We start from the raw sequence: 23,081 nt of genomic DNA, 5'->3' as shown, positions 1-23,081 counted from the left end.
TAACGGCCTTGAGCGTGATGGGTAGCCGAGCTTCCCAGTCTTTCGTCACTTTCCCGCCTCAACTCCCCGCCTATACCGACCGCCCCGCATGGTTTTGCCCGGGTCTCCCGCCGTTTACCTCGAACCTTCTCGCGGCGAGAACCACCCAAAACAGCAATAGGTTTCGCCTGGGAACTCCGATAAACAGCGGGCGTTTCCGGCAAGCTGTTAACCGCAGAAAGAAAAGAAGTGCTGCAAAGCGTCGTCGTTGCCATCGTCAGGGCCTGCACCCGGCTTGCCTCCCTCGTCGTCGTTCTCGGACTCCTGCTGGCGGTGGGCGCGGGCTATTACGCGTCCAAGCACTTCGCCATCAACACTGACATCAATTCGCTGATTGCCCAGAATCTGGACTGGCGCCAGCGCGACCAGCAGTTCGATCGCGCCTTCGACCGCGATGCGACGATCACGGCGGTCGTCGAGGCCAAGACCCCCGAAATGGCGAGCGCGGCGTCGGACGCGCTCTACGCCAAGCTGAAGGACGACAAGACCAACTTCCAGTCGGTGCAGCAGCTCGGCAGCGGCGAGTTCTTCGAGAAGAACGGCCTGTTGTTCCTGCCGACCGAGGAGGTCGGCAAGATCACCGGCCAGTTCGAATCCGCTGCGCCCCTCATCGAAATCATGGCCGGCGATCCCTCGATCCGCGGCCTGACCGGCGCGCTGGAGACGGGGCTTGCCGGCGTCAAGCGCGGTCAGGTCAAGCTCGACAACACCGCGCGGCCCTTCAACCTGATCGCGCAGACCGTCGAGACCGTGCTCAACAAGGGCAATGCGAGCTTCTCGTGGCGCGAGCTCGTCAGCGACGAGCCGCTGTCGGATAGCGACAAGCGCGCCTTCATCGAATTCAAGCCGATCCTCGACTACAATGCGCTGGAGCCCGGCAAAGGCGCTACCGACGCCATCCGCAAGGCCGCAGCGGATCTGGATTTTCCAACCAAGTACCAGGCGCGGGTGCGGCTGACCGGCCCGGTCCCGATCGCCAACGAGGAATACGCCACCGTTCAGGAAGGCGCCGTCATCAACGGCATCGGCACGGTTCTCGTCGTGCTGGTCATCCTGTGGCTCGCGCTGCATTCGGCGAAGATCATCTTCGCCGTGTTCGTCAATCTCTTCGTCGGCCTTGCGATCACGACCGCGGCCGGCCTGATGATGGTCGGATCGTTCAATCTGCTGTCGATCGCGTTCGCGGTGCTGTTCGTCGGCCTCGGCGTCGATTTCGGCATCCAATACAGCGTCCGCTACCGCTCGGAGCGCTACAAGCACAACGATCTTTCGGGCGCGCTGGTGCTGGCGGCCAAGCGCTCGGCGGTGCCGTTGTCGCTCGCGGCGATGGCGACGGCCGCCGGCTTCCTCTGCTTCATGCCGACCGACTACAAGGGCATCGCGGAGCTCGGCCAGATCGCCGGCGTCGGCATGCTGGTGGCGTTCCTCTCGTCGATCACCGTTCTGCCGGCCATGCTGAAGCTGCTGAACCCGCCCGGTGAGAAGGAGCCGGTCGGCTATGCCTTCCTGGCGCCGCTCGATCACTTCCTGGAGAAGTATCGTGTGCCGATCGTCGGCGGCACGTTGCTGCTGGCGCTCGGCGGCCTGCCGCTGCTCTACTTCATGAAGTTCGACTTCAACCCGATGAACCTGCGCAACCCGAAGGCCGAATCGATCGCGACCTTCCTCGACCTGCGCAAGGACCCCAACACCGGCGCCAATGCCATCAACGTGATGACGACGTCGGAGGAGCAGGCAAAGCAGGTCGAGGCGAAGCTGGAGAAGGTGCCCGAAGTGCTCAGGGTGATGTCGCTCGACAGCTTCGTGCCGCAGGACCAGCCGCCGAAGCTGAAGCTGCTCGCGCAGGGCGCCAAGGTGCTGAACCCCGCGCTCAACCCTGATCAGATCGATGCGGCGCCGTCGGACCAGGAAAACGTCGAGGCGCTGAAATCCTCGGTCGACAATCTGCGCCGGACCGCGGGCGAGGCCAAGGGTCCGGGTGCGGTCGCCTCGCGCCGTCTGGCAGACGCGCTCGAAAAGCTCGCCAATGGCGACGAGGCGACGCGCAACAAGGCGCAGGACGTGTTCGTCACGCCGATGAAGATCGTGTTCGACCAGCTCAGAAATGCGATGCAGGCCGGGCCCGTCACCCTGAACTCATTGCCGCCCGATCTCGTCAGCGCCTGGAAGAGCAAGGATGGCATCATCCGCGTCGAGGCGCTGCCCAAGGGCGATCCCAACGATAACGACACGCTGCGCAAATTTGCGGCGGCGGTGCTCGTTGCCGAACCGACCGCGATCGGCGGGCCGGTCTCGATCCTGAAATCCGGCGATACCGTGGTGCGGGCGTTCATCCACGCCGGCATCTATGCGCTGCTGGTGATCGGCCTCCTGCTGTGGATCACGTTGCGCCGGTTCGTCGACGTGCTGATGACCCTGGTGCCGCTCCTGGTTGCGGGGGCGGTGACGCTCGAGATCTGCGTGTTGATCGGCCTGCCGCTCAACTTCGCCAACATCGTCGCGTTCCCGCTGCTGCTCGGCGTCGGCGTCGCCTTCAAGATCTATTATGTCGTGGCCTGGCGCTCAGGCCGGACAAACCTGCTCCAGACCAGCCTGACGCGCGCGATCTTCTTCAGCGCGCTGACGACGGCGACCGCGTTCGGCAGCCTGTGGCTGTCGAGCCATCCCGGCACATCCAGCATGGGCAAGCTGTTGGCCCTCTCGCTGGTGACGACGCTCGCGGCCGTGCTGCTGTTCCAGCCGGCCCTAATGGGCAAACCCCGCAATCTCAGGGAGTAGGCAGATGTCGCCGACCGGATCGGCGGCGCCCTTCTGAGCGGGTTTGGCTGCGCCGGCGGCCTTCGGGGCTGCCGGAGCAGGCGCGGGTGCGGCGGCAATCGTCGTGCTTGCGGCTTTGGGCGCCGCGCCGGCGGGCTTCGGCGCGCCCTTGGCCATGGCGTTGGCGGTGCTCAAGGGGATCGGCGGGCCAACCCGGGTCCAGGTCTCGCCACCGCAGAGGAAGCCCATCACGCAGCCCTTGATTTCGAGTTGGTCGGTACCCGAGGGCGTGATGGTCGCGCTATAGATCTGGCCGTCCTGGGCGTTGTAGACTTGGCCCTCCCACTGATCGGCGCCTGACGTCTTCTTCATGTCGATCAGCGTCACCATGCCCAGCGTCGGCCTGTTCTTTTTCGAGACATCCGGATTGTTCTCGTCGCGCCCGCCGGGCTTCTTTTCCCAGGCAACGGCACCCCACATGCTGCCATTGCATTGGGCGACGCGGATGTTGGCGACGCCATCGGCGACCCGCCAATCGCCGGTGGGGTCGGCGGCGAGGGCCGGGGTCAGGCAGGTGTAACCGCCAGCCAGTATTAGTCCGGTGTAAAGGGCCAAACGCATGATAGTTCCTCGGCAGTGCAACATGGTCTAAAGCTGTGCTTGCGAAGATGGTCCGAAAAAGGGCAAAAGGCCGCACAGACCGTTTTCAGTAACGGTCCCTTTTCAGTTGACGAGACGACCCTCAACCGAAGTATGTAACGGATGCACAGCCCAAATCCAGACATGTCTCAGCTATTCGCGGACCGTCAGGCCCAGCGCAGCACCCTGCATAATCGGTATCTGAACGAGCAGTTCGTTCGGGTCCTCAAGACCATCGGCTACGATGTCGGCTTCCAGAAGGGGCAGGGGCAGTATCTCTACGATCGCGACGGCGCGCGCTACCTCGACCTGTTGTCCGGCTTTGGCGTGTTTGCGATCGGACGCAATCATCCGGTCATGCGCGATGCGCTCAAGAGCGTGCTCGATGCCGACCTGCCCAATCTCGTCCAGTTCGACGTCTCGGTGCTCGCCGGCGTGCTGGCCGAGCGGCTTCTGAAATACGTCCCCTATCTCGACAAGGCGTTCTTCGCCAATTCCGGCGCCGAATGCGTCGAAGCTGCCATCAAATTCGCGCGCGGCGCGACGGGGCGTCCCGGCATCGTCTATTGCGCCCATGGCTATCACGGCCTGACCTATGGCGCGCTGTCGCTGACCGGTGATTCGAATTTCCGCACCGGCTTCGAGCCGCTGCTGCCCGGCTGCACCCCGATCCCGTTCAACGATCTGGCCGCGCTGGAAAAGGCGCTGGCCTCGCGCGAGGTCGCGGCCTTCGTCGTCGAACCGATCCAGGGCAAGGGCGTCAACATGCCCACCGACGAGTTCCTGCCCGGCGCGGCCGCGCTCTGCAAGAAATACGGTACGCTGTTCGTCGCCGACGAGATCCAGACCGGCATGGGCCGCACCGGCCGCTTCCTCGCGGTCGAGCACTGGAACGTCGAGCCCGACATGGTGCTGCTGTCGAAGTCGTTGTCCGGCGGCCACGTACCAGTCGGCGCTGTGCTGACGCGCAAGAGCATCTTCGACAAGATCTTCAACCAGATGGACCGCGCCGTGGTGCACGGCTCCACCTTCTCCAAGAACGATCTCGCGATGGCCGCCGGCATCGCCACGCTTGATGTCATGGAGTCCGAGAAGCTGATCGAGTCCGCCGCCAAGCGCGGCGCCGAGCTGCGCCTCGCGCTGACGCGGATGGTGCCCGGCTACGAGCTGATGAAGGAAGTCCGCGGCAAGGGCCTGATGATCGGCGTCGAGTTCGGCCCGCCGAAATCGCTGCGGCTGCGCGCCTCCTGGAACGTGCTGGAGGCCGCCAACAAGGGCCTGTTCTGCCAGCTCATCACCGTGCCGCTGTTCAAGGATCACAAGATCCTGACCCAAGTCGCCGGCCACGGCAGCCACACCATCAAGCTGCTGCCGCCGCTCACCATCACCGAGGAAGACTGCAGCTGGATCGAGAAGGCGTTCGACGACGTCATCGCCGGCAGCCACAAGGTCCCCGGCGCGATCTGGTCGCTCGGCAAGACGCTGGTCGACAACGCGGTGCGAAGGTCGGCGTAAGGCCGATCGCTCAGGCCACCCTAGGCTTGTTTACGGTCTCGATGCGGTCGAGCGCCTTGCCGAGATCGCGTCTGGCGATCTGGATGTCGTAATCGTTCTGAAGATTGAGCCAAAGCTCGGCGGTCGTGCCGAGCGCCTTGGCGAGACGAAGTGCAGTGTCGGCAGTGATTCCGGTCTGCTCACTCGCAATCCGCTCGATCCGCGTGCGTGGTAGGCCGCATGTCTTGGCGAGCGCGCCGGCGGACATGTCCAGCGGGATCAGAAATTCTTCCCGCAGGACCTCGCCAGGGTGCATGGGCTTGAGCTTCTTGGCCATCGTCGTGCTCTCCTAATGATGGTCCACGATCTCGACCTCAGCTGGACCGTCTGCCGTCCAGACGAAGCACACCCGGAACTGGTCGTTGATTCTGATCGAATGCTGTCCCTGCGATCAGCCATGAGCGCCTCGAGGCGGTTACCTGGCGGCGCCCTTAAGTCACTGAGTTCACCTGCAGCGTGAAGATAGCGCAATTTCCGGCGTGCAACCTTCACCAAGTCGGCCGGGAAGCCCTTGGGACTGTCGCCGCTAAAGACCGCTTCAGTACTTTATCCCGAAACGTCCTGATCACTCAAGCAGTGTATCATTGTTTGATACATTTGCAGCGTTCGTATCAGTGTATGATACATTCTCCAGAGGCTACCCCTCCACATTCGCCTTCATCGCCGCCTCGAACTTGTCGACGAACTCGGCGAGCTCGTCGGCGCCGATATCGCTGACGGCCCAGAAGTTCAGGCCTCGATTGCCCCAGCGACGGCAGTTGAAGCCTTGCATGGTCTCGGTCTTGGGCGCGCGGTATTCCGCGTTCGATGTCTGCGACACGAACAGATTGACCACGTGCTGCCGGCGCTTGTAGACGACCGCGCCGATGGCGCGGGCGTCGACATAGTCGAGCCGGCCGCCGACCAGCGTAAAACCCTGCGCGGTCAGGTCGATCACGGGCGGGGCGACGTCAAGCTTGCCGTTGAACCACGGCTTGACCGTGTGCTGGTCGGTGGAGACCACGTCGATGAGATGACCGGCCTGGAGCGAGCGCAGATGCGCGGAGACCACCTCCGACAGGATGCGCTGCTGGTCGTCCTGGCGCAGCACCAATGCGACGACGCCCGTTGCGGCGAGCGCGGAGACCGCCGAGCCCATCGCAAAGCCACGCAGCACCGAGCGGCGGGTCGGCTGGGGCTGCGGCTTCGGCAGCGAGGCCTCGATCCGCGTGCGCAGGCTTGCCGGCGCGGTGTAGCGCAGATCGGTGTCGGCAAGTACGCGCTGCATTTCGCGCTGCGCGGCGAACTCCGCGGCGCAGTCGGGGCAGCCGGCGATATGGGCTTCGACTTCGCGCGCGTGGCCGGCATCGAGCTCGTTGTCGAGCAGCGCGTGAAGCAGGATCCTTGCTTCGTCGCAGGTCATTTCGCTTGCTCCTCTTCCGCCGTCCAGGCTGCGCGCAGCATGGCGCGCGCGCGGGCGAGGCGGGACATCACGGTGCCGACGGGGGCGCCGACGGCGTCGGCGATTTCACGATAGGACAGGTTGTTGATCTCGCGCAGCACGAAGGTTTCCTTGAACGGCTCGGCGAGCGCGTCGATCAGCTTGCGGATGGCGCCGGCATCGCGGCTGCGCAGCACCTCGGTCTCCGGGCTTGCCTCACTCTCCTGCCAGATCGGCGTCTGATCGGCGGCGCCGGGCGTATCCTCGATCGCGCTGGGCCGATGCGCGCGCCGCGCATATTCGGCGTTGCAGACGTTGCGCAGGATCGCGAACAGCCAGGGCTTCATGGCCGGTCCGCGATAGCTGTCAAAGTGCTTCAGCGCGCGCAGATAGCACTCCTGCACCGCATCTTCCGCATCGGAGGCATCGCGCAGCAGATAGCGCGCGAGCGTGTAGACGTCGTCGAGATAGGGCAGCGCCGCCTCACGGAAGCGTTGCGCCTTCTGCAAATCGTCGTTGGCGGGCATCGCTCCTCGCTTTGCCTCTTGTTCTGCTTGTGGCTTCGTTTCGTCCCTGTTCGTCTTGCCGGGGTGCGTGACCGAAGGCAGACGAGCCCGGCCGGCGTGGGACCACCGGCCGGGCAAGACGTTGATGCCTTGGTTGGAGACGTTACTCAACCTTGATCATCCCCGTCATGTGCGGGTGCAACGAACAAAAATACTTGTAGTCGCCCGCATTGGTGAAGGTGAACGAGAACTTGTCGTCGGTATCCAGGGTCTTGGACCGGAACTTGCCGGCCGATACCACGGTGTGCGGGATGTCGTCCCGGTTGGTCCAGGTCACGGTGGTGCCGACCTTGATATTGAGCTCGGCCGGCTGGAAGACGAAATTGTCGATATGGATCTCCAGGTCGTCGGCACGGGCTTTTGTCGCGGGCAGCAGGATGGCCGCAGCCAAGGCGAGGCCGAGATCGACACCGAAGTCGCGGCGGTTGAGAGTCTTCATGGTCAGCTTCCACCTTAGCCCTGGAGCGGCGTGTCGATGATCGCGAGCCGCTGCTCGTTCTGCTTGAAGCTGACGCTGGCAACGCCGAGCATGCCGCGGAGCTTTGCGTCCTCGACCTTCATCGGACCGGGCGAGGGGGCGGCCCCCGGCGCGGGTTGCGGGAAGGCGGTCGAGCGCGCGGTGTGGAAGGTGACGTTGCCCTCGACCTTCTGCATCACCTGGTGGATGTGGCCGTTCAGGACGGTGACCGAGCCGAAGCCTTTCACGTGTTCAAGCGCGCGGCCGCCGTCCTCGGTGCCCCAACCCCATTGCGGATAGACGGTCCAGAGCGGGATGTGCGCGAACAGCACGATCGGCGTCGATTTCGACTTGCCGCGCAGATCGTCCTCGAGCCAGGCGAGCTGCTCGGCGCCGAGATTGCCGAGGCCGCCGGCCTTGAGGTCGACCACATTGACGAGGCCGATGAAGTGCACGCCACCGGCGTCGAACGAATACCAGCCGTGGCCCTTGGTGCCGCGGCCGTATCGCTCGCGATAGAGCTTCACCTCCTCGTCGATGAAGTCGTGCTCGCCGGGCACGTAATGCACATCGAGCTTGGTCTGCGAGATGATGCGATCGGCATTGTCAAACTCGCTGGCCTTGGACAGATGGGTGATGTCACCGGTATGGATCATGAAGGACGGTTTGGCCGGCATGGCGTTGATCTTGTTGACAGCTTCCTCAAGCGTGCCGAGCGCGTTGGGATTGGCCGGCTTGTCGAAGCCGACATGGCTGTCGCTGATCTGGAGGAAGGTCATGCCCGGCGCGGCCGCGGTCGCAGCTTGCGCGGAATCGATGATGCCGAGCGAGCGCGGCACGCCGCCCGTGACAGTCCAGAGCACCCCGGTGCCGGCCCAGGTCATGCATTCCAGCACCTTGCGGCGGCTGACGCCGTCGTCCCCGTGATCGTGTCCGCTCATCGCACGTCTCCACTTCGCCCGGAATTGGGCTTTCGGGGAGGTGATCGGGGGTGCGGGGGACTTATTCCCGGAGGAGATGACGATTTCGTGAGGAGGGAGCGTGTCCCGGACGCGGCGCAGCGCCTCTTGGCGGTGCGACGCAGAGCCGGGACCCAGAAGGCCGCGCAGCATGCGGTGAGTTGGGCCCCGGCTCGGCGCAGCAGCCTTGCACGCTGCAACGCGTCCGGGGCACGAGACCTACTTTGCGAACTCCCGCGCCGCTTCCACCACGGCCGCCGGCACCTCCTGCGCCACGCAATGCCCGGCGCTTTCAAAGACCAGCGTGCTGACTTGCGGAATCAGCGACACCGCGCGTCGCGCCATCTCGCAGTAGATCGGCCCGGACTTCGCGGCGGTCGCGACGCGCACCGGGCAGTCGATCTCGGCGAGCGAGCCGAACGGATTGCCGCGGACATCCCCAACGTAGACCTGCGTCATCGCCTCGTAGATCGGACGCAGCATCGCCGACTCGATCTCGGGCGTGCAGCAGAGCCGGACCCGGCCATTCTCCAGCGGCACAAAGCCGTGGCGAACATAGGCCCGAAGCGAGGTCTCGGTCCAATCCGCAAACGTCGGCGCCGTGCGATAGCGTTCGAAGACGGCATCAGCACTGTCGAACTCGGCGCGCCGGCGCAGCGTGCGCTGTATTTGCGATAGGGAGTCATCGCCCAATCCGCCAGAGCGCGCCGCGCGCGGGTCCATCGCGGTCGGCTCCATCACGAACAGCCGCGTGAAACGCCCGGGCGCAAGTTTTGCCGCGAGCAGAAGGTCGGTCGCGCCGGCACTGTGGCCGATGCCGTAGACGTCGCGCAGATCGAGCGCGTCGATCACCCGGCAGATGTCCTCGGCAAAGTCCAAGAAATGATAGGCGCCGGGTTTGTGGCTCGCGCCATGGCCGCGGCGGTCGAGCGCATAGACGGTATAGGTCGATGCAAGCTCGCGCGCGACCTCGTCCCAGACGTCGGCGACGAAGCCTGTGCCGTGCACGAGCAGGGCGGGCGGCTTGCCGCGCTCGCCCCGTTGCAACATGGCGATCTCTGCGCCGGCGGGGCCGATGGAAAAGCGGTGTGGGCTGGTCATGATGGCGGGACGCTACTTCGCATCCTCCAAAATCATCGTCGCGCCCTTCTCGGCGATCATCGCGGTCGGTGTGTTGGTATTGCCCGAGGTGATGGTCGGCATGATCGAGGCATCGACAATGCGCAGGCCTTCGAGGCCGTAGAAGCGCAGGCGCTCGTCGACCACGGCCATCGGATCGCTCACCGCGCCCATCTTCGCCGTGCCGACGGGATGGAAGATGGTGGTGCCGATATCGCCGGCGGCTTTTGCGAGCGAGGCATCGTCGTCGCCGACGGTGGGACCGGGCAGATATTCGCTCGGGCGATATTTGGCGAGCGCCTTCTGCTGCATCAGGCGGCGGGTGGTGCGGATGGCGTCGGCGGCGACCTGACGGTCGTCGTCGGTCGACAGATAATTCGGCGCGATGATCGGTTTCTCGTCCGGGCTCGCCGAGCGCAGCCGCACGATGCCGCGCGCTGTCGGCTGGAGATTGCAGGCGCTGACGGTGATAGCGGGGAAGCGGTGCAGGGGATCGCCGAACTTGTCGAGCGATAGCGGCTGCACATGGAACTGGATGTTGGCGCGTGCGCGCGTCGCATCGGAGCGCGTGAAGATACCGAGCTGCGACGGCGCCATGGTCAGCGGGCCGCGGCGGCGGAAGGCGTAGTCGAGACCCATCAACCCGCGGCGGAACAGATTGTAATAGGTCTCGTTCAGCGTGCGCACGCCCTCGACCTTGTAAATCGCCCGCTGTTGCAGATGGTCCTGCAGATTGCGCCCTACACCCGGCTTGTCCATGACGATGTCGATGCCGAGCGGCGACAACCAGTCGGCCGGCCCGATGCCGGAGCGATGCAGCACCTGCACCGAGCCGATCGAGCCGGCCGAGAGCACCATCTCGCGTTTCGCGCGTGCCTCGATCATCTCGCCGTTCTGAATGAAGCGCACGCCGACGGCGTGGCCCTGCTCGATGATGAGGCGGTCGACCAGCACATGCTTCTCGAGCCGCAAGTTCGCCCGGTTGAGCGCGGGCTTGAGGAAGCCGCGCGCCGAGGACCAGCGCCGGCCGCGCTTCTGGTTGACATGGAAATAGCTGGTGCCTTCGTTGTCGCCCGTGTTGAAATCCGGGATGCGCTTGATGCCCATCTCCTCGGCGGCATCGCCGACCGCATCGAGAATGTCCCAGGACAGCCGCGGCGCTTCGATTCGCCAGCCGCCGCCCGCGCCGTGATGCTCGCTTGCGCCAAGGAAATGGTCCTCGAGCTTCCTGAACAGCGGCAGCACGTCGTCGTAGCCCCAGCCGGTCATGCCGAGCTGGCGCCAATGATCGTAGTCGGCAGCCTGCCCGCGCATCGAGATCATGGCGTTGATCGCCGAGCAGCCGCCGATCACCTTGCCGCGGGGATAGGCGAGCGAGCGGCCGTTCAGCCCCGGCTCGGCCTCAGTCTTGAACATCCAATCCGAGCGCGGATTGCCGATCGCGAAGAGATAGCCCACGGGGATGTGGAACCAGATCCAGTTGTCGTCGCCGCCGGCTTCGAGGACGAGGACGCGATTCCTGGAATCGGCCGAGAGCCGGTTGGCGACGATGCAGCCGGCCGTGCCGGCTCCGACGACAATGTAGTCAAACTCACCTTCGAGCCGTCTTGGCATTCTGCTCCCACCCGGATGGTCAATCGACGTTTCGTCCTAATAGGCAGACGCCGCGGGCCGGGACAAGCCCGGCCATGCCGGCAGGTCAGGGCTAGGCCCCGATCCCGGGCAGTTGGGTGGACTGCTGCTTGCATGGTAGAGAGTCCCGTATTCCAACAAAGCTCGAGACCCTCAATGCCCATCGTGAACCGCGTCGCCGACCTTCAACCCGATATTCAGGCCTGGCGCCGGGACATTCATCAGCATCCCGAGCTGCTGTACGACGTTCATCGCACTGCAGCATTCGTGGCGGATCGGCTGCGGGAGTTCGGCTGCGATGAGGTCGTGACCGGCCTTGGCCAGACCGGCGTGGTCGGCGTCATCAAGGGGAATAAGCCGGCCGGCGAGGGGCTCAAGGTGATCGGCATGCGTGCCGACATGGACGCGCTGCCCGTCGACGAGCAGACCAACCTGTCTTACGCCTCCAAGACCCCGGGCAAGATGCACGCCTGCGGCCATGACGGCCACACCGCGATGCTGCTCGGGGCAGCCCGCTACCTCGCCGAGACCCGCAATTTTGCCGGCGATGCGGTCGTTATTTTCCAGCCGGCCGAAGAGGGCGGCGCCGGCGGCGCGGCCATGGTCAAGGACGGCCTGATGGAGCGGTTCGGCATCGAGCAGGTCTACGGCATGCATAATGGTCCGGGCATTCCGGTCGGCTCGTTCGCGATCCGGCCTGGTCCGATCATGGCGGCGACCGACGAGGTCGACATCATGATCGAGGGCCTCGGCGGTCACGCCGCGCGTCCGCACAAATGCATCGATTCCGTGCTGGTCGGCGCGCAGGTGATCTCGGCGCTGCAGTCGATCGTCGCGCGCAGCGTCGATCCCCTGGAATCGGCGGTGATCTCGATCTGCGAATTCCACGCCGGCAACGCCCGCAACGTCATTCCGCAGACGGCGACGCTGAGGGGCACCATCCGCACGCTCTCGCCCGAGGTGCGCAAGCTCGTCGAGAAGCGCGTGCACGAGGTCGTGGCTGGCGTGGCACAGATCACCGGCGCCAAGATCGACCTGCATTACAAGCGCAACTACCCGGTCGTGAACAACCACGCCGCGGAGACCGAGGTGGCGCAGCGCATCGCCAAGCAGGTCGCAGGCGATGCCAATGTGCACGAGATGCCGCCGCTGATGGGCGGCGAGGATTTCGCCTACATGCTGGAAGCGAGGCCCGGCGCCTTCATCTTCTGCGGCAACGGCGACAGCGCCGGCCTGCATCACCCCGCCTACAATTTCAACGACGAGGCCATCGTCTACGGCACGTCCTACTGGGTGAAGCTAGTCGAGGAACAGCTGGCGGCGTCGTAAGGCTAAGCTCAAAACACAAATGAAAAGGGCCCGTGCATCGCACGGGCCCTTTGTCTTTGAGGAGCGTGATCGCTCAGAAGATGCGCGAGAAGATCACGTAGAGCGTGGCCGACAGCATGATCGCGCAGGGCAGCGTCAGCACCCAGGCCATCAGCAGGTTGCGGATGGTCGACCATTGCAGGCCCGAACCGTTGGCCGCCATGGCGCCGGCGACGCCGGACGACAGCACGTGCGTGGTCGAGACCGGCAGGCCGAACATGTCGGCGGCACCGATCGTGGCGGCGGCCACGAGCTCGGCGGAGGCGCCCTGCGCATAGGTGAGGTGGCTCTTGCCGATCTTCTCGCCGACGGTGACGACGATGCGCTTCCAGCCGATCATGGTGCCGAGGCCGAGCGCGATGGCGACCGCGATCTTCACCCAGGTGGGAATGAACTTGGTGGCGGCATCGAGCGAGCCCTTGTAGGCGTTCAGGGTCGCGATCTCCTCCTTGCCGAGATCGTTCTCCTTGTCCTTCATCAGGAAGCGGATCGCTTCCGACGTCATGTACATGTCGTTGCGGGTGTTGCCGACGGCTTCCGCCGGGACCTTGTTCAGCGTGCCGTATTTGGCGACCTGATCGCCGACGTCCTTCACCAGCACGGCGAGCGAGGGGTAGGTGCCCTCGTTGATCTGATGCAGGGCGATGTATTGCGTCACGGCCGGGCGGGGATCGCCGATGATGCTGTGACCGGCGCCTTTCGCCGCGATCACCTTGGACGCGGCGTCCGAGGTCTTCTGGAACTGGGCGACCTGGGATTCCGGCAGCGCGCGGTTGAGGGCGTAAGCCGTCGGCACCGTGCCGATCAGGATCAGCATGATCAGGCCCATGCCCTTCTGGCCGTCATTGGAGCCGTGCGCGAAGCTGACGCCGGTGCAGGTTGCGATCAGCAGGCCGCGGATCCAGAGCGGTGGCGCCTTGTTGCCTTCGGGCGCGGCGTAGAGCGCCGGGTTGCGCACGATGAACTTGAGCAGCAGCAGCAGCACGGCGGCGCAGATGAAGCCGACCAGCGGCGACAGCAGCAGCGCGTAGCCGATCTCGGTGGCCTTGCTCCAGTCCACGCCCGAGGTGCCGTCGCGGCCGCGCATGACGGCGTTGGCGACGCCGACGCCGATGATCGAGCCGATCAGCGTGTGCGAGGAGGAGGCGGGCAGGCCGAAGAGCCAGGTGCCGAGATTCCACAGGATCGCGGCGATCAGCAGCGCGAACACCATGGCGAAACCGGCGCTGGAGCCGACCTGGAGGATCAGCTCGACCGGCAGCAGCGAGACGATGCCGAAGGCGACCGCGCCGGAGGACAAGAGCACGCCAAGGAAGTTGAAGAAGCCCGACCACATCACCGCGACTTCGGCCGGCAGCGAATGGGTGTAGATCACGGTCGCGACCGCATTGGCGGTGTCGTGGAAGCCGTTGACGAACTCGAAGCCGAGCGCGATCAGCAGCGCGACGAACAGCAGGATGTAGGGCAGGTAGGTCGTCACGCGTGTGCCGGTCGCGTTGACGTCGACATAAATGCTGTAGGCGACGAACAGAAGGCCAGCGGCGAGGATGCCGAAGAACAGGATCATCGTCAGTGGATTGAAGCCCTTGTCGAGATTTGGCCGCGAGGCCGGCTGGACGGGCGCGGGATCTGCTACCGCGCGGTCGAATGCAACATCGGTCATGTCTGGACGCCCCTTGACTTGCAATTGAGGGGCATTGTCTGCGACGGATTTGAAGGCTGGATGACAAGCGGCGGTTGAAAACCGCTTTCTTGCCAGTATTCAGGCGGCGCGCGCCGCTTTCCTCTGCAAGCTCGCGGCAATCTTCAAATCGTCGACAAACCGACGATATTCCAGCGCCTTGGCTTCCGGATCAGGCAGTCGCAGCAGGTAGGACGGGTGCACCGTCACCAGCGCTTTTCGTCCGTCGGGAAGCTCTATGAGGCGGCCGCGGCTCTTGCCGATCGGGGTGATCTTGCCGAATACACTTTGTGCCGCGGTGGCACCCATCGCCACGATCAGATCGGGCTGAATTGCCGCAACTTCCCGCTCATACCATTGCCGGCATGCCCGGATCTCAGGCGTATTCGGCTTCTGGTGCAGGCGTATCTTTCCGCGCGGCACGAATTTGAAGTGCTTGACCGCGTTGGTGACATAGACCTTCTTGCGGTCGACGCCGGCTTCCTCCAGCGCACGGTCCAGCATCTGCCCGGCCGGGCCGACGAAGGGATGGCCGGCGAGGTCTTCCTTGTCGCCGGGCTGCTCGCCGACCAGCATGATGTTGGCTGACTTCGGGCCTTCGCCGAACACGGTCTGGGTCGCGTCCTTGTAGAGATGGCAGGCGCGGCAATGCGCGGCTTCCTCGCGGAGGGATTCGAGATCGTCGGCGGTGGTCTTGCGTTTCATCGGAGCCTCCGGCCGCTTCTGGGGCTTGTGCGGATCGGTTGCGGCGTTGGCGATCATGGCGCCGGTCATGCGCTCGGCGTCCTCGATCAAGGGCTTAATGATCGAAGCCTCGGGCAGGTTCCTCCAGTATTTCTTCGGCATCTCGGCCTGCATCGCCTTCACCTTGAGCCGGGCCGGATTGAAGATGCTGGCGTAGTAACGCCGCCAGGTTTCCTCGAGTCGGTCTTCGCCCGGCGCCTCGCTCTTGCTGACACCTGAGGTGAACGAGAGCGCGTGGCCATCCCAGTGCGCGCAGAGGTCCGGCGTCAGGATCGACCAGGGCATGTCGGCAAAGCGCCGGGCGAAGAACGGCGCGGCGAGCTCCACGATGTGATGCTCCGGCTCGAACCAGGCAACGTAATGCGCTGCGCGTTCCCTGCCGATCTCGCGGAAGCGCACGAAGGCATGCATCTTGTGCTCGTCGCGATGGACCGCTCTCGCCATGGCGGTGACTTGCGCGACGTCAGGGTCGGTCGCGACCTCGATGAGATCGTGATTGTCCTTCAGCCGAAACAGCAGCCGATAGAGGATGGCAAAGCGCTCGGGATCGCGGTGCAGAATCGCTGCTTTCGCGAGCTCGATGAATTTGCCTGACACGTTGAAGGTGCCGTCGTTCACCTCGAGGATCGGTGACGGCGCGGGCGGTGCGAACAGCTCGGTTTCGCCGCCTTGCACGGCCCAGGTGACGTCGGCGGGCTTCACGTGATGGAGCACGAGGCTGCGTGCGGCTTTGCGCCAGCCGTCGAAATCGGTTTCGGTGTCGAGGATGATGTATTGCATCAGAAGCCAAACCCCAATTGTGTTGCCTTCGGTTTGAATCGTTCGATCAGCCGCGCGTCGTCGAGACGGGGTGGCGAGGGACGGTGATCGCTGAGGACGATGAACGGCAGCGCCTTGTGCTTGGGCACGTGCAGGCGCGCGAGATCGGCGAGGCGGATCGTGGTGGTGCGCCGTGTCGCGATGATGCGTTCGACCGCCCTGGTGCCGAAGCCCGGCACGCGCAGCAATTCCTCACGGCTGGCGCGGTTGACGTCGAGCGGGAAGCGGTCGCGGTGGCGCAGCGCCCAGGCGAGCTTCGGATCGATCTCGAGCGGCAGCATCGCGCTGTCGTCGACGATCTCCGCAACGTCGAAGCCGTAGAACCGCATCAGCCAGTCGGCCTGATAGAGCCGGTGCTCGCGCAGCAGCGGCGGCTGCACCAGAGGCAAGGCGCGGCTCGCGTCGGGAATCGGGCTGAAGGCGGAATAATAGACGCGCCGCAGCCGGTAGGCGCCGTAGAGATTGGCGCTGGTGTGGAGAATGGTGTGGTCGGAGGCACTGTCTGCGCCAACGATCATCTGCGTGCTTTGCCCGGCGGGCGCAAAGCGCTGCGGCCTGGCCTTCGTCTTTGCGCTGCGGTCTTCCTCGGCCTCGTCGAGCTTCAGCCGCAGCCGGCCCATGGTGCGGCGGATCGCGCGCACGTCCTTCTCCGGCGCGAATTGCTGCAGGCTCGCCTCCTGCGGCATCTCGATGTTGATGGAGAGACGATCGGCATATTTGCCGGCCTCCGCGATCAGCACGTCGTCGGCCTCGGGAATGGTCTTCAGATGGATGTAGCCGCGGAAGTGATGCTCCTCGCGCAGTTTTCGCGCGACGCTGACCACTTGCTCCATGGTGTAATCGGGGCTGCGGATGATGCCGGAGGAGAGGAAGAGACCTTCGATGTAATTGCGCCGATAGAAGTCGAGCGTCAGCTTGACCACTTCCGCGATGGTGAAGCGGGCGCGCGGCACGTTCGAGGAGGCGCGGTTGACGCAATAGAGGCAATCGTAATTGCAGGCGTTGGTCAGCAGCACCTTGAGCAGGGAGATGCAGCGTCCGTCCGGTGCATAGGAATGGCAGATGCCCATGCCCGGTGCGGTCGAACCCATGCCCTTGCCGTCGCTGGAATCCCGCTTTTCGGTGCCGCTGGAGGCGCAGGACGCGTCGTACTTGGCGGCATCGGCCAGGATCTCCAGCTTGCGTTGCACATCCATGTTCGAATCCCTTTGATTCCGCTGATGAATCCGACAGATCGCCAATTCGATTGACTCTTCGGGCGCCGTTAGCTTTATATTAGAACATATCATGAACAAATGAGCCAGCCGCTGGTTCTTCTTTTGAAGACCACGGCACCAATTCCTGAGGAGCGGCGAGCATGAGCGGCGCACGTATGAGCGCGCTTGCGATCTTGCGCGGCCAGATCGAGCGCATCGAGACGGCGGAGGTCGTGCATCGGTACGATCGGGTGGCGCTCGGCCACGGCGAGGTCGACGACGCGCTGAAGGGCGGGCTCGCCCGCGCGGCGATCCACGAGGTGTTTTGCGCTGGGCCTCAGGGCGCGGCGGCAACGGGGTTTGTCATGGGCCTCGCAGGGCGCGTGACGGCACGCAAACCGCTGCTGTGGGTGCGGCAGGATTTTTCGGAAATCGAAACCGGCGCGCTGTCGATGAGCGGGCTCAAAGAGCTCGGCCTCGATCCGCGCCGCGTGGTGATGGTCCGCGCCGCCGATGTCGAGAGCGCGCTGCGCACCTCGGCCGATGCGCTCGCCTGCGACGCGCTGGGCGCCGTCGTGCTCGAGCTTTGGGGCGAGACCAGGCAGTTCGATCTGGTGGCGAGCCGCAAGCTGACGCTGGCCGCGCAAGGCTCGGGCGTCACCGGCCTGATGCTGCGCATGGCGGCGCAACCTTTGCCGTCGACCGCGGAGACACGATGGATGCTGCGCGCGGCGCATTCGCCGCCGGGGCCGGCTTCAATGCCTGCGGCGCCTTGGGACGCCTGGGGCGCGCCGCGCTTCGATGCCGAGCTGTTGCGCAATCGTCATGGCCCGTGCGGCCGGTGGATCATGGAATGGAATTGTGATGAGTGCCAGTTCAGTGAGCCGTCGACGTATTCTCAGCCTGTGGCTGCCGCGCCTGCCCATCGACCGGATTCAGCGGTTCTTTGGGAACGTCGGGCTAGTTAAGAACAGCAATGAGCCGAGCATCGTCGTCATCAAGGACAACAATGCGTTGGTGATCCATGCACTGGACGAGGCCGCCGAGCGCCTCGGCCTGTACATCGGCCAACCCCTGGCCAATGCCCGGGCGATGTGCCCAGATCTGAAAGTGTTCGACGCCGATGTCGTGGCCGATGCGAAGACGCTCAGCGACATCGCCGATTGGTGCGACCGCTTCACGCCGCTGGTGGCGCTCGATCCGCCGCACGGGCTGTTCCTCGATATCACCGGCTGCGCACATCTGTTCGGCGGCGAGGCTGCGCTGCTAAAGACGCTGGTTCGTGCGCTCGCTCGCCAGGGCTTTGCCGTCGGTGCGGCGATCGCCGGTACCTCGGTCTGCGCGCGTACGCTGACGCGGCAGGCCTCCGGCAGCATCGTTGCCGATGGCAACGAGACGGCGGCGATCGAGCGGTTTCCGGTGTCCGCGCTCGGCGCAGGCGAGGTCATCACCACCGGCCTGCGCCGCGCCGGCCTCAAGACCATCGGCGACGTCGCCGCGCGCGCGCCGAGCGAGATCACGGCGCGGTTCGGCGCCCGGTTCTCCACGCTGCTCGCCCACGCGCTGGGGCAGGGCGATGCGCCGATCAGCCCGCGCAAGCCGCCGCCCGATTACATCGTGGAGAAGCGCTTTGCCGAGCCGATCGCGACCGACACCATGATCGCGATGACGCTGTCGCGGCTTGCCGACACGTTGATCGCATCCATGGAGAAACAGGGCAAGGGCGCGCGCCGGCTCGAAGCCGCCTTCTTCCGCACCGACGGCGTGGTGCGCGCGATCATGGTCGAGACCGGACGTCCGGTGACGAAAAGCGCGGTGATCGACCGCCTGTTCCGCGAGCGTCTCGATGCGCTCGCCGATCCGCTCGATCCCGGCTTCGGCTTCGATATGGTGCGCCTGTCGGCGAGCCGCACCGAGATCGTGGTGCAGGAGCAGCGCGATCTCGACGCCCATGTCCACGACAATGACGAGCTCGCCGCGCTGATCGACCGCATCGCCGCGCGCATCGGGGGAAAGCGCGTCGTCGTGCATCTGCCTGAGGATACCCATATTCCTGAATGTGCGGTAATGGTCGCGCCGGCGCAGCATTATCTTGCTGCCGCCATGCAGGCCGAATGGCCCGCACGTGTCGAGAGCGAGCCGCCGCTGCGTCCCTTAAGGCTGTTCGACAAGCCGGAGCCGATCAAGGTGCCGTTTGCGGCCGTGCCGGATGGTCCGCCGCATCAATTCACCTGGCGGCGCGCGCTGCATGCCGTGGTGCGGGTGGAGGGGCCCGAGCGCATCGCGATGGAATGGTGGCGGCAGGACGGCAAGCAGCTGACGCGGGATTATTTCCGCATCGAGGATGCCGAGGGCCTGCGCTTCTGGATCTTTCGCGACGGTCTTTATGAGGGGGAAGTGTTCGACGATGACGGCAAACCCGCTTCTCCCAATTGGTATGTGCACGGTCTCTTCGCATGAATACGCTTAGCTATGCCGAGATCGGCATCACCACCAACTTCTCCTTCCTGCGCGGCGGCTCGGATCCGCGCGCCTATGTGCATCAGGCCAGCAAGCTCGGCATTCCCGCGATCGGCATTGCCGACCACAACACGATGGCCGGCGTGGTGCGGGCCTACAAGGAGCTCGACAATGACGAGGTTCTGCACAAGCCGAAGCTCCTGATCGGCGCGCGCATCGTCTTCATCGACGGCACGCCCGACATTTTTGTCTATCCGCGCGACCGCGCCGCCTATGGCCGGCTTTGCCAGCTCCTCACCCGGGGCAAGCGCGGCGACGACCTCACGCGGATCGAGAAGGGCGAGTGCCGTCTCACCTTCGCCGATCTCCTGGAATTTTCGGAAGGTCAACTCCTGATCCTGACGCTGCCGCATCGCTTCGATCCGGCACAGGCGCTGGATGTTCTTGCGCAGCTGAAGGCAGGCCGTGCCGAGGGCGTATGGCTGGCGGCGAGCCTGGTCTATCGCGGCGATGACCGGCGCCGCCTGGCGCTGCTCGATGATCTCGCCGCCAAGGCAAAGGTGCCGCTGCTCGCGACCAACGAGGTGCTCTATCACGACCCCGGCCGCCGTCCGCTGCAGGATGTGCTGACCTGCATCCGGGAAAAGACCACGATCGAGGCTGTGGGGCGGAGGCTGGAAGCCAATGCCGAGCGCTTTCTGAAGACGCCGCGAGAGATGGCGCGGTTGTTCCGCGATTTTCCTGATGCGATCGCGGAGACCATGCGGTTTGCGGACGCAATCGAATTTTCACTCGACCAGCTCAAATACCAATATCCGGACGAGCCGGTGCCGCCGGGCAAGACCGCGCAGGGACATCTGGAGGATCTGACCTGGGCGGGCGTCGACAAATATTTCGGCGGCAAGATCGAGGACAAGCTGCGCGCGACGCTCAACAAGGAGCTCGCATTGATCGCCGAGCTGAAATACGCGCACTATTTCCTCACCGTGCATGACATCGTGCACTATGCGCGCAGCCAGAACATTTTGTGCCAGGGGCGGGGATCGGCGGCGAATTCGGCCGTGTGCTACGTGCTCGGCATCACCTCGGTCGATCCGACCAAGGTCGATCTGTTGTTTGAGCGCTTCATCTCCAAGGAGCGGCTGGAGCCGCCCGATATCGACGTCGATTTCGAGCATTCGCGCCGCGAGGAGGTGATGCAATATGTCTATCGCCGCTACGGTCGCCACCGGGCCGCGATCATCGCCACCGTCATTCACTACCGCCCGCGCAGTGCCATTCGCGACGTCGGCAAAGCACTGGGCCTGACCGAGGACGTTACCGCCGCGCTCGCTGACACCGTCTGGGGGAGCTGGGGCAAGGGCCTCAACGACATGCAGGTCCGGCAGGCCGGGCTCGATCCTAAAAATCCCATGATCAATCTCGCCGTCGAGCTTGCCACCGAACTGATCGAATTCCCGCGCCATCTCTCCCAGCATGTCGGCGGCTATGTGCTGACGCAGGACCGGCTCGACACCTATGTGCCGATCGGCAATGCCGCGATGGACGACCGCACCTTCATCGAATGGGACAAGGACGACGTCGACGCGCTCAGCATGATGAAGGTCGACGTGCTCGCGCTGGGCATGCTGACCTGCATTCGCAAGTGCTTTGATCTGATCGCGGATCACAAGGGCAAGCGCTGGGTGCTGGCGAGCGTCCCGCAGGACGATCCCAAGGTTTACGACATGCTGTGTGACGGAGAGTCGCTCGGCGTGTTCCAGGTCGAGAGCCGCGCCCAGATGAACATGCTGCCGCGTCTGAAGCCGCGGACCTTCTACGATCTCGTCATCGAAGTTGCGATCGTGCGGCCCGGACCGATCCAGGGCGACATGGTGCATCCGTATTTGCGCCGACGGAACGGGCTTGAGAAGGTGAGCTATCCCTCGCCTTCGCCGGACCATGGCGACAAGGACGAGCTCTACAGGGTGCTGCACAAGACGCTCGGTGTGCCTCTATTCCAGGAGCAGGCGATGCGCATCGCGATCGAGGCGGCCAAATTCACCTCCGAGGAGGCTAACGGCCTGCGCCGTTCGATGGCGACCTTCCGCAATGTCGGCACCATCGGCCAATATGAGGAGAAGCTGATCGGCAACATGGTCGCGCGCGGCTACGATGCCAATTTCGCCAGAAGCTGCTTCGACCAGATCAAGGGTTTCGGCTCCTACGGTTTCCCGGAGAGCCACGCAGCGAGCTTCGCGCAGCTCGTCTACATCTCGTCATGGCTGAAGCATTATCACCCCGACGCCTTCTGCTGCGGCCTGTTGAACTCGCAGCCGATGGGCTTTTATGCGCCGGCGCAAATCGTCGGCGACGCTCGCAAGAACGGCGTCGAGGTTCGTGACATCGACGTGTCCTACAGCTTTGCGCAAAACACGCTGGAGCAGGGAAGCGGCAAATATTGCGCGGTGCGCCTGGGCTTCCGTCAGATCGATGGATTCCACTGGCCGGACGAGGACGAGGAGAGGCTGAAGAGGGATCAGGCGCTACGCAAGCGAAACATAGGTGCGCACGAGTTAGATGCACATCAAGTAGAGGCGCAGGAGTCAGGGACGCACGAACAGTTGGGCTCTCTCCCCCGCAAGGGGGGAGGGAACCCGCCCACCACCCGTGTGGAAGAAATTGAACAAGACTGGGCCGACCGCATCGTCGCCGCCCGCAGCCGCCGCCCCTTCACCTCACTGGAAGACTTTGCCCGCGACACCGGTCTGCCCAAGCGCGCGCTGATCCTGCTGGCGGATGCCGATGCGTTCCGCTCACTCGGGCTCGATCGTCGCGAGGCGCTGTGGCAGGTGCGGCGGCTGCCCGACGACGTGCCGCTGCCGCTGTTCGAGGCGGCGACCGCGCGCGAGCAGCCGGACGAGCATGCCAAGCCGTTGCCCGAGATGCCGCTCCCCGAGCAGGTGGTCGCGGACTACCAGACCATCCGGCTGTCGCTGAAGGGCCATCCGATGGAATTTCTGCGCGAGACGTTTTCGCGCGAGCGGATCGTTGCCTGCAGGGAGATCAGCCACGAGAACGAGCGGCGCCGCGTCCGCTGTGCCGGCGTGGTGCTGGTCCGGCAGCGGCCGGGCAGTGCCAGCGGCGTCGTGTTCATGACGCTGGAGGACGAGACCGGCATCGCCAATGTCGTGGTCTGGCCCAAGATCATGGAGCAGTACCGGAAAGAAGTGATGGGCGCGCGCCTCATCGAGGTTCACGGCTATATCCAGAGCAGCCCCGAAAAGGTGACGCATCTCATTGCCCAGCGCATGATCGACCGCTCGCACGATCTGGTTGGCCTTGCCAACGACGCGCTGAGCCGCAAGCATCCGGTGCCGGCAGGCGCCGACCTGATCGAACCGCTCAACAACGACTCCCGCGCCCATGCGGATATGCCAGCGCAAAAAATCCGCCATCCCCGCAACGTCCGCATCCTGCCGCCGTCGCGGGACTTTCATTGAGGTGTGGTGCGAGATGCCGCCACAGCGTCATTGCGCTCGCAATGACGAGATCGTCGAGCCCATCGCGCACCACACCCTCAGTCGTCATGCCCGGGCTTGACCCGGGCATCCACGTCTTTCGGCGAGCGCGGTAGCGCGTGGATGGCCGGGTCAAGCCCGGCCATGACGGCGGAGGAAACCGGAACAGAC

General features: G+C 64.6%; 17 protein-coding genes and 1 pseudogene. 6 read left to right on the top strand and 12 right to left on the bottom strand.

Annotation, left to right across the window (positions count from 1 at the left end; genetic code table 11):
• Positions 1-228 precede the first annotated feature (228 nt).
• A complete protein-coding gene (hpnN, locus tag UNPA324_RS13355; RefSeq protein WP_128917091.1) occupies positions 229-2,817 on the top strand; it encodes a hopanoid transporter HpnN in 2,589 nt (862 codons plus the stop codon).
• Here hpnN and UNPA324_RS13350 read toward each other — a convergent pair.
• Positions 2,785-3,417: a DUF2147 domain-containing protein gene (locus tag UNPA324_RS13350; RefSeq protein ID WP_164935926.1), complete on the bottom strand. Its 633-nt coding sequence runs from the start codon at positions 3,415-3,417 to the stop codon at positions 2,785-2,787. The two genes, hpnN and UNPA324_RS13350, sit on opposite strands and share 33 nt — an antisense overlap.
• Before the next feature lie 141 nt (positions 3,418-3,558).
• Between UNPA324_RS13350 and hpnO the strand changes: the two genes are divergently transcribed.
• A complete protein-coding gene (hpnO, locus tag UNPA324_RS13345; RefSeq protein ID WP_128917093.1) occupies positions 3,559-4,950 on the top strand; it encodes an aminobacteriohopanetriol synthase HpnO in 1,392 nt (463 codons plus the stop codon).
• Positions 4,951-4,960: 10 nt separating this feature from the next.
• On the opposite strand, the gene UNPA324_RS13340 is transcribed toward hpnO, so the two are convergent.
• The 8 genes and pseudogenes from UNPA324_RS13340 to UNPA324_RS13305 all read right to left on the bottom strand — a co-directional run bounded on the left by UNPA324_RS13340 (position 4,961) and on the right by UNPA324_RS13305 (position 11,124).
• Positions 4,961-5,266, bottom strand: a complete 306-nt coding sequence (locus UNPA324_RS13340; protein WP_128917094.1) for a HigA family addiction module antitoxin — start codon at positions 5,264-5,266, stop codon at positions 4,961-4,963.
• Positions 5,267-5,278: 12 nt separating this feature from the next.
• Positions 5,279-5,558, bottom strand: a pseudogene (locus tag UNPA324_RS13335) (type II toxin-antitoxin system RelE/ParE family toxin).
• A 68-nt stretch (positions 5,559-5,626) separates the two neighbouring features.
• Entirely contained in the window at positions 5,627-6,391 is a 765-nt protein-coding gene (locus UNPA324_RS13330; protein WP_141934857.1) for an anti-sigma factor family protein, read from the bottom strand.
• Positions 6,388-6,936, bottom strand: coding sequence for a sigma-70 family RNA polymerase sigma factor (locus UNPA324_RS13325; protein WP_181769387.1), 549 nt, complete (start codon positions 6,934-6,936; stop codon positions 6,388-6,390). Before UNPA324_RS13325 ends, UNPA324_RS13330 begins: the two co-directional genes overlap by 4 nt.
• 142 nt (positions 6,937-7,078) lie before the next feature.
• Positions 7,079-7,414, bottom strand: a complete 336-nt coding sequence (locus UNPA324_RS13320; protein ID WP_128917096.1) for a cupredoxin domain-containing protein — start codon at positions 7,412-7,414, stop codon at positions 7,079-7,081.
• A 14-nt stretch (positions 7,415-7,428) separates the two neighbouring features.
• Positions 7,429-8,373, bottom strand: coding sequence for a metallophosphoesterase family protein (locus UNPA324_RS13315; RefSeq protein ID WP_128917097.1), 945 nt, complete (start codon positions 8,371-8,373; stop codon positions 7,429-7,431).
• A gap of 237 nt (positions 8,374-8,610) precedes the next feature.
• Positions 8,611-9,492, bottom strand: a complete 882-nt coding sequence (locus UNPA324_RS13310) for an alpha/beta fold hydrolase (protein WP_128917098.1) — start codon at positions 9,490-9,492, stop codon at positions 8,611-8,613.
• 12 nt (positions 9,493-9,504) lie between these two features.
• Complete coding sequence (locus UNPA324_RS13305) at positions 9,505-11,124, bottom strand: GMC family oxidoreductase (RefSeq protein ID WP_141934856.1); 1,620 nt, start codon at positions 11,122-11,124, stop codon at positions 9,505-9,507.
• 174 nt (positions 11,125-11,298) lie between these two features.
• Between UNPA324_RS13305 and UNPA324_RS13300 the strand changes: the two genes are divergently transcribed.
• On the top strand, positions 11,299-12,471 hold the full coding sequence (locus tag UNPA324_RS13300) for a M20 aminoacylase family protein (protein WP_128917100.1): 1,173 nt from the start codon (positions 11,299-11,301) through the stop codon (positions 12,469-12,471).
• A 73-nt stretch (positions 12,472-12,544) separates the two neighbouring features.
• On the opposite strand, the gene UNPA324_RS13295 is transcribed toward UNPA324_RS13300, so the two are convergent.
• The 3 genes from UNPA324_RS13295 to UNPA324_RS13285 form a co-directional block, all read right to left on the bottom strand.
• On the bottom strand, positions 12,545-14,173 hold the full coding sequence (locus tag UNPA324_RS13295; protein WP_141934855.1) for an inorganic phosphate transporter: 1,629 nt from the start codon (positions 14,171-14,173) through the stop codon (positions 12,545-12,547).
• Between the two features lie 99 nt (positions 14,174-14,272).
• Positions 14,273-15,715: a UdgX family uracil-DNA binding protein gene (locus UNPA324_RS13290; protein ID WP_141934854.1), complete on the bottom strand. Its 1,443-nt coding sequence runs from the start codon at positions 15,713-15,715 to the stop codon at positions 14,273-14,275.
• Positions 15,715-16,950 (bottom strand): putative DNA modification/repair radical SAM protein, encoded by a 1,236-nt coding sequence (locus tag UNPA324_RS13285; protein WP_141934853.1) that lies wholly within the window; start codon positions 16,948-16,950, stop codon positions 15,715-15,717. Before UNPA324_RS13285 ends, UNPA324_RS13290 begins: the two co-directional genes overlap by 1 nt.
• A gap of 161 nt (positions 16,951-17,111) precedes the next feature.
• Between UNPA324_RS13285 and UNPA324_RS13280 the strand changes: the two genes are divergently transcribed.
• The 3 genes from UNPA324_RS13280 to UNPA324_RS13270 are packed head-to-tail and all read left to right on the top strand — an operon-like array spanning position 17,112 to position 22,892.
• The gene (locus UNPA324_RS13280) at positions 17,112-17,918 is read left to right on the top strand and encodes an ImuA family protein (RefSeq protein WP_141934852.1); all 807 of its coding nucleotides are present in this window, start codon (positions 17,112-17,114) and stop codon (positions 17,916-17,918) included.
• Complete coding sequence (locus UNPA324_RS13275; protein ID WP_181769386.1) at positions 17,815-19,410, top strand: Y-family DNA polymerase; 1,596 nt, start codon at positions 17,815-17,817, stop codon at positions 19,408-19,410. The genes UNPA324_RS13280 and UNPA324_RS13275 overlap by 104 nt, the downstream gene beginning before the upstream one ends.
• A complete protein-coding gene (locus UNPA324_RS13270) occupies positions 19,407-22,892 on the top strand; it encodes an error-prone DNA polymerase (RefSeq protein ID WP_141934851.1) in 3,486 nt (1,161 codons plus the stop codon). Before UNPA324_RS13275 ends, UNPA324_RS13270 begins: the two co-directional genes overlap by 4 nt.
• Positions 22,893-23,081 lie beyond the last annotated feature (189 nt).

It is taken from the genome of Bradyrhizobium sp. UNPA324, from assembly GCF_006658635.1.
Classification (GTDB): domain Bacteria; phylum Pseudomonadota; class Alphaproteobacteria; order Rhizobiales; family Xanthobacteraceae; genus Bradyrhizobium; species Bradyrhizobium nanningense.
The sequence above is the reverse complement of the archived record's forward strand: the minus strand, read 5'-3'. Positions and strand labels throughout refer to the sequence as shown.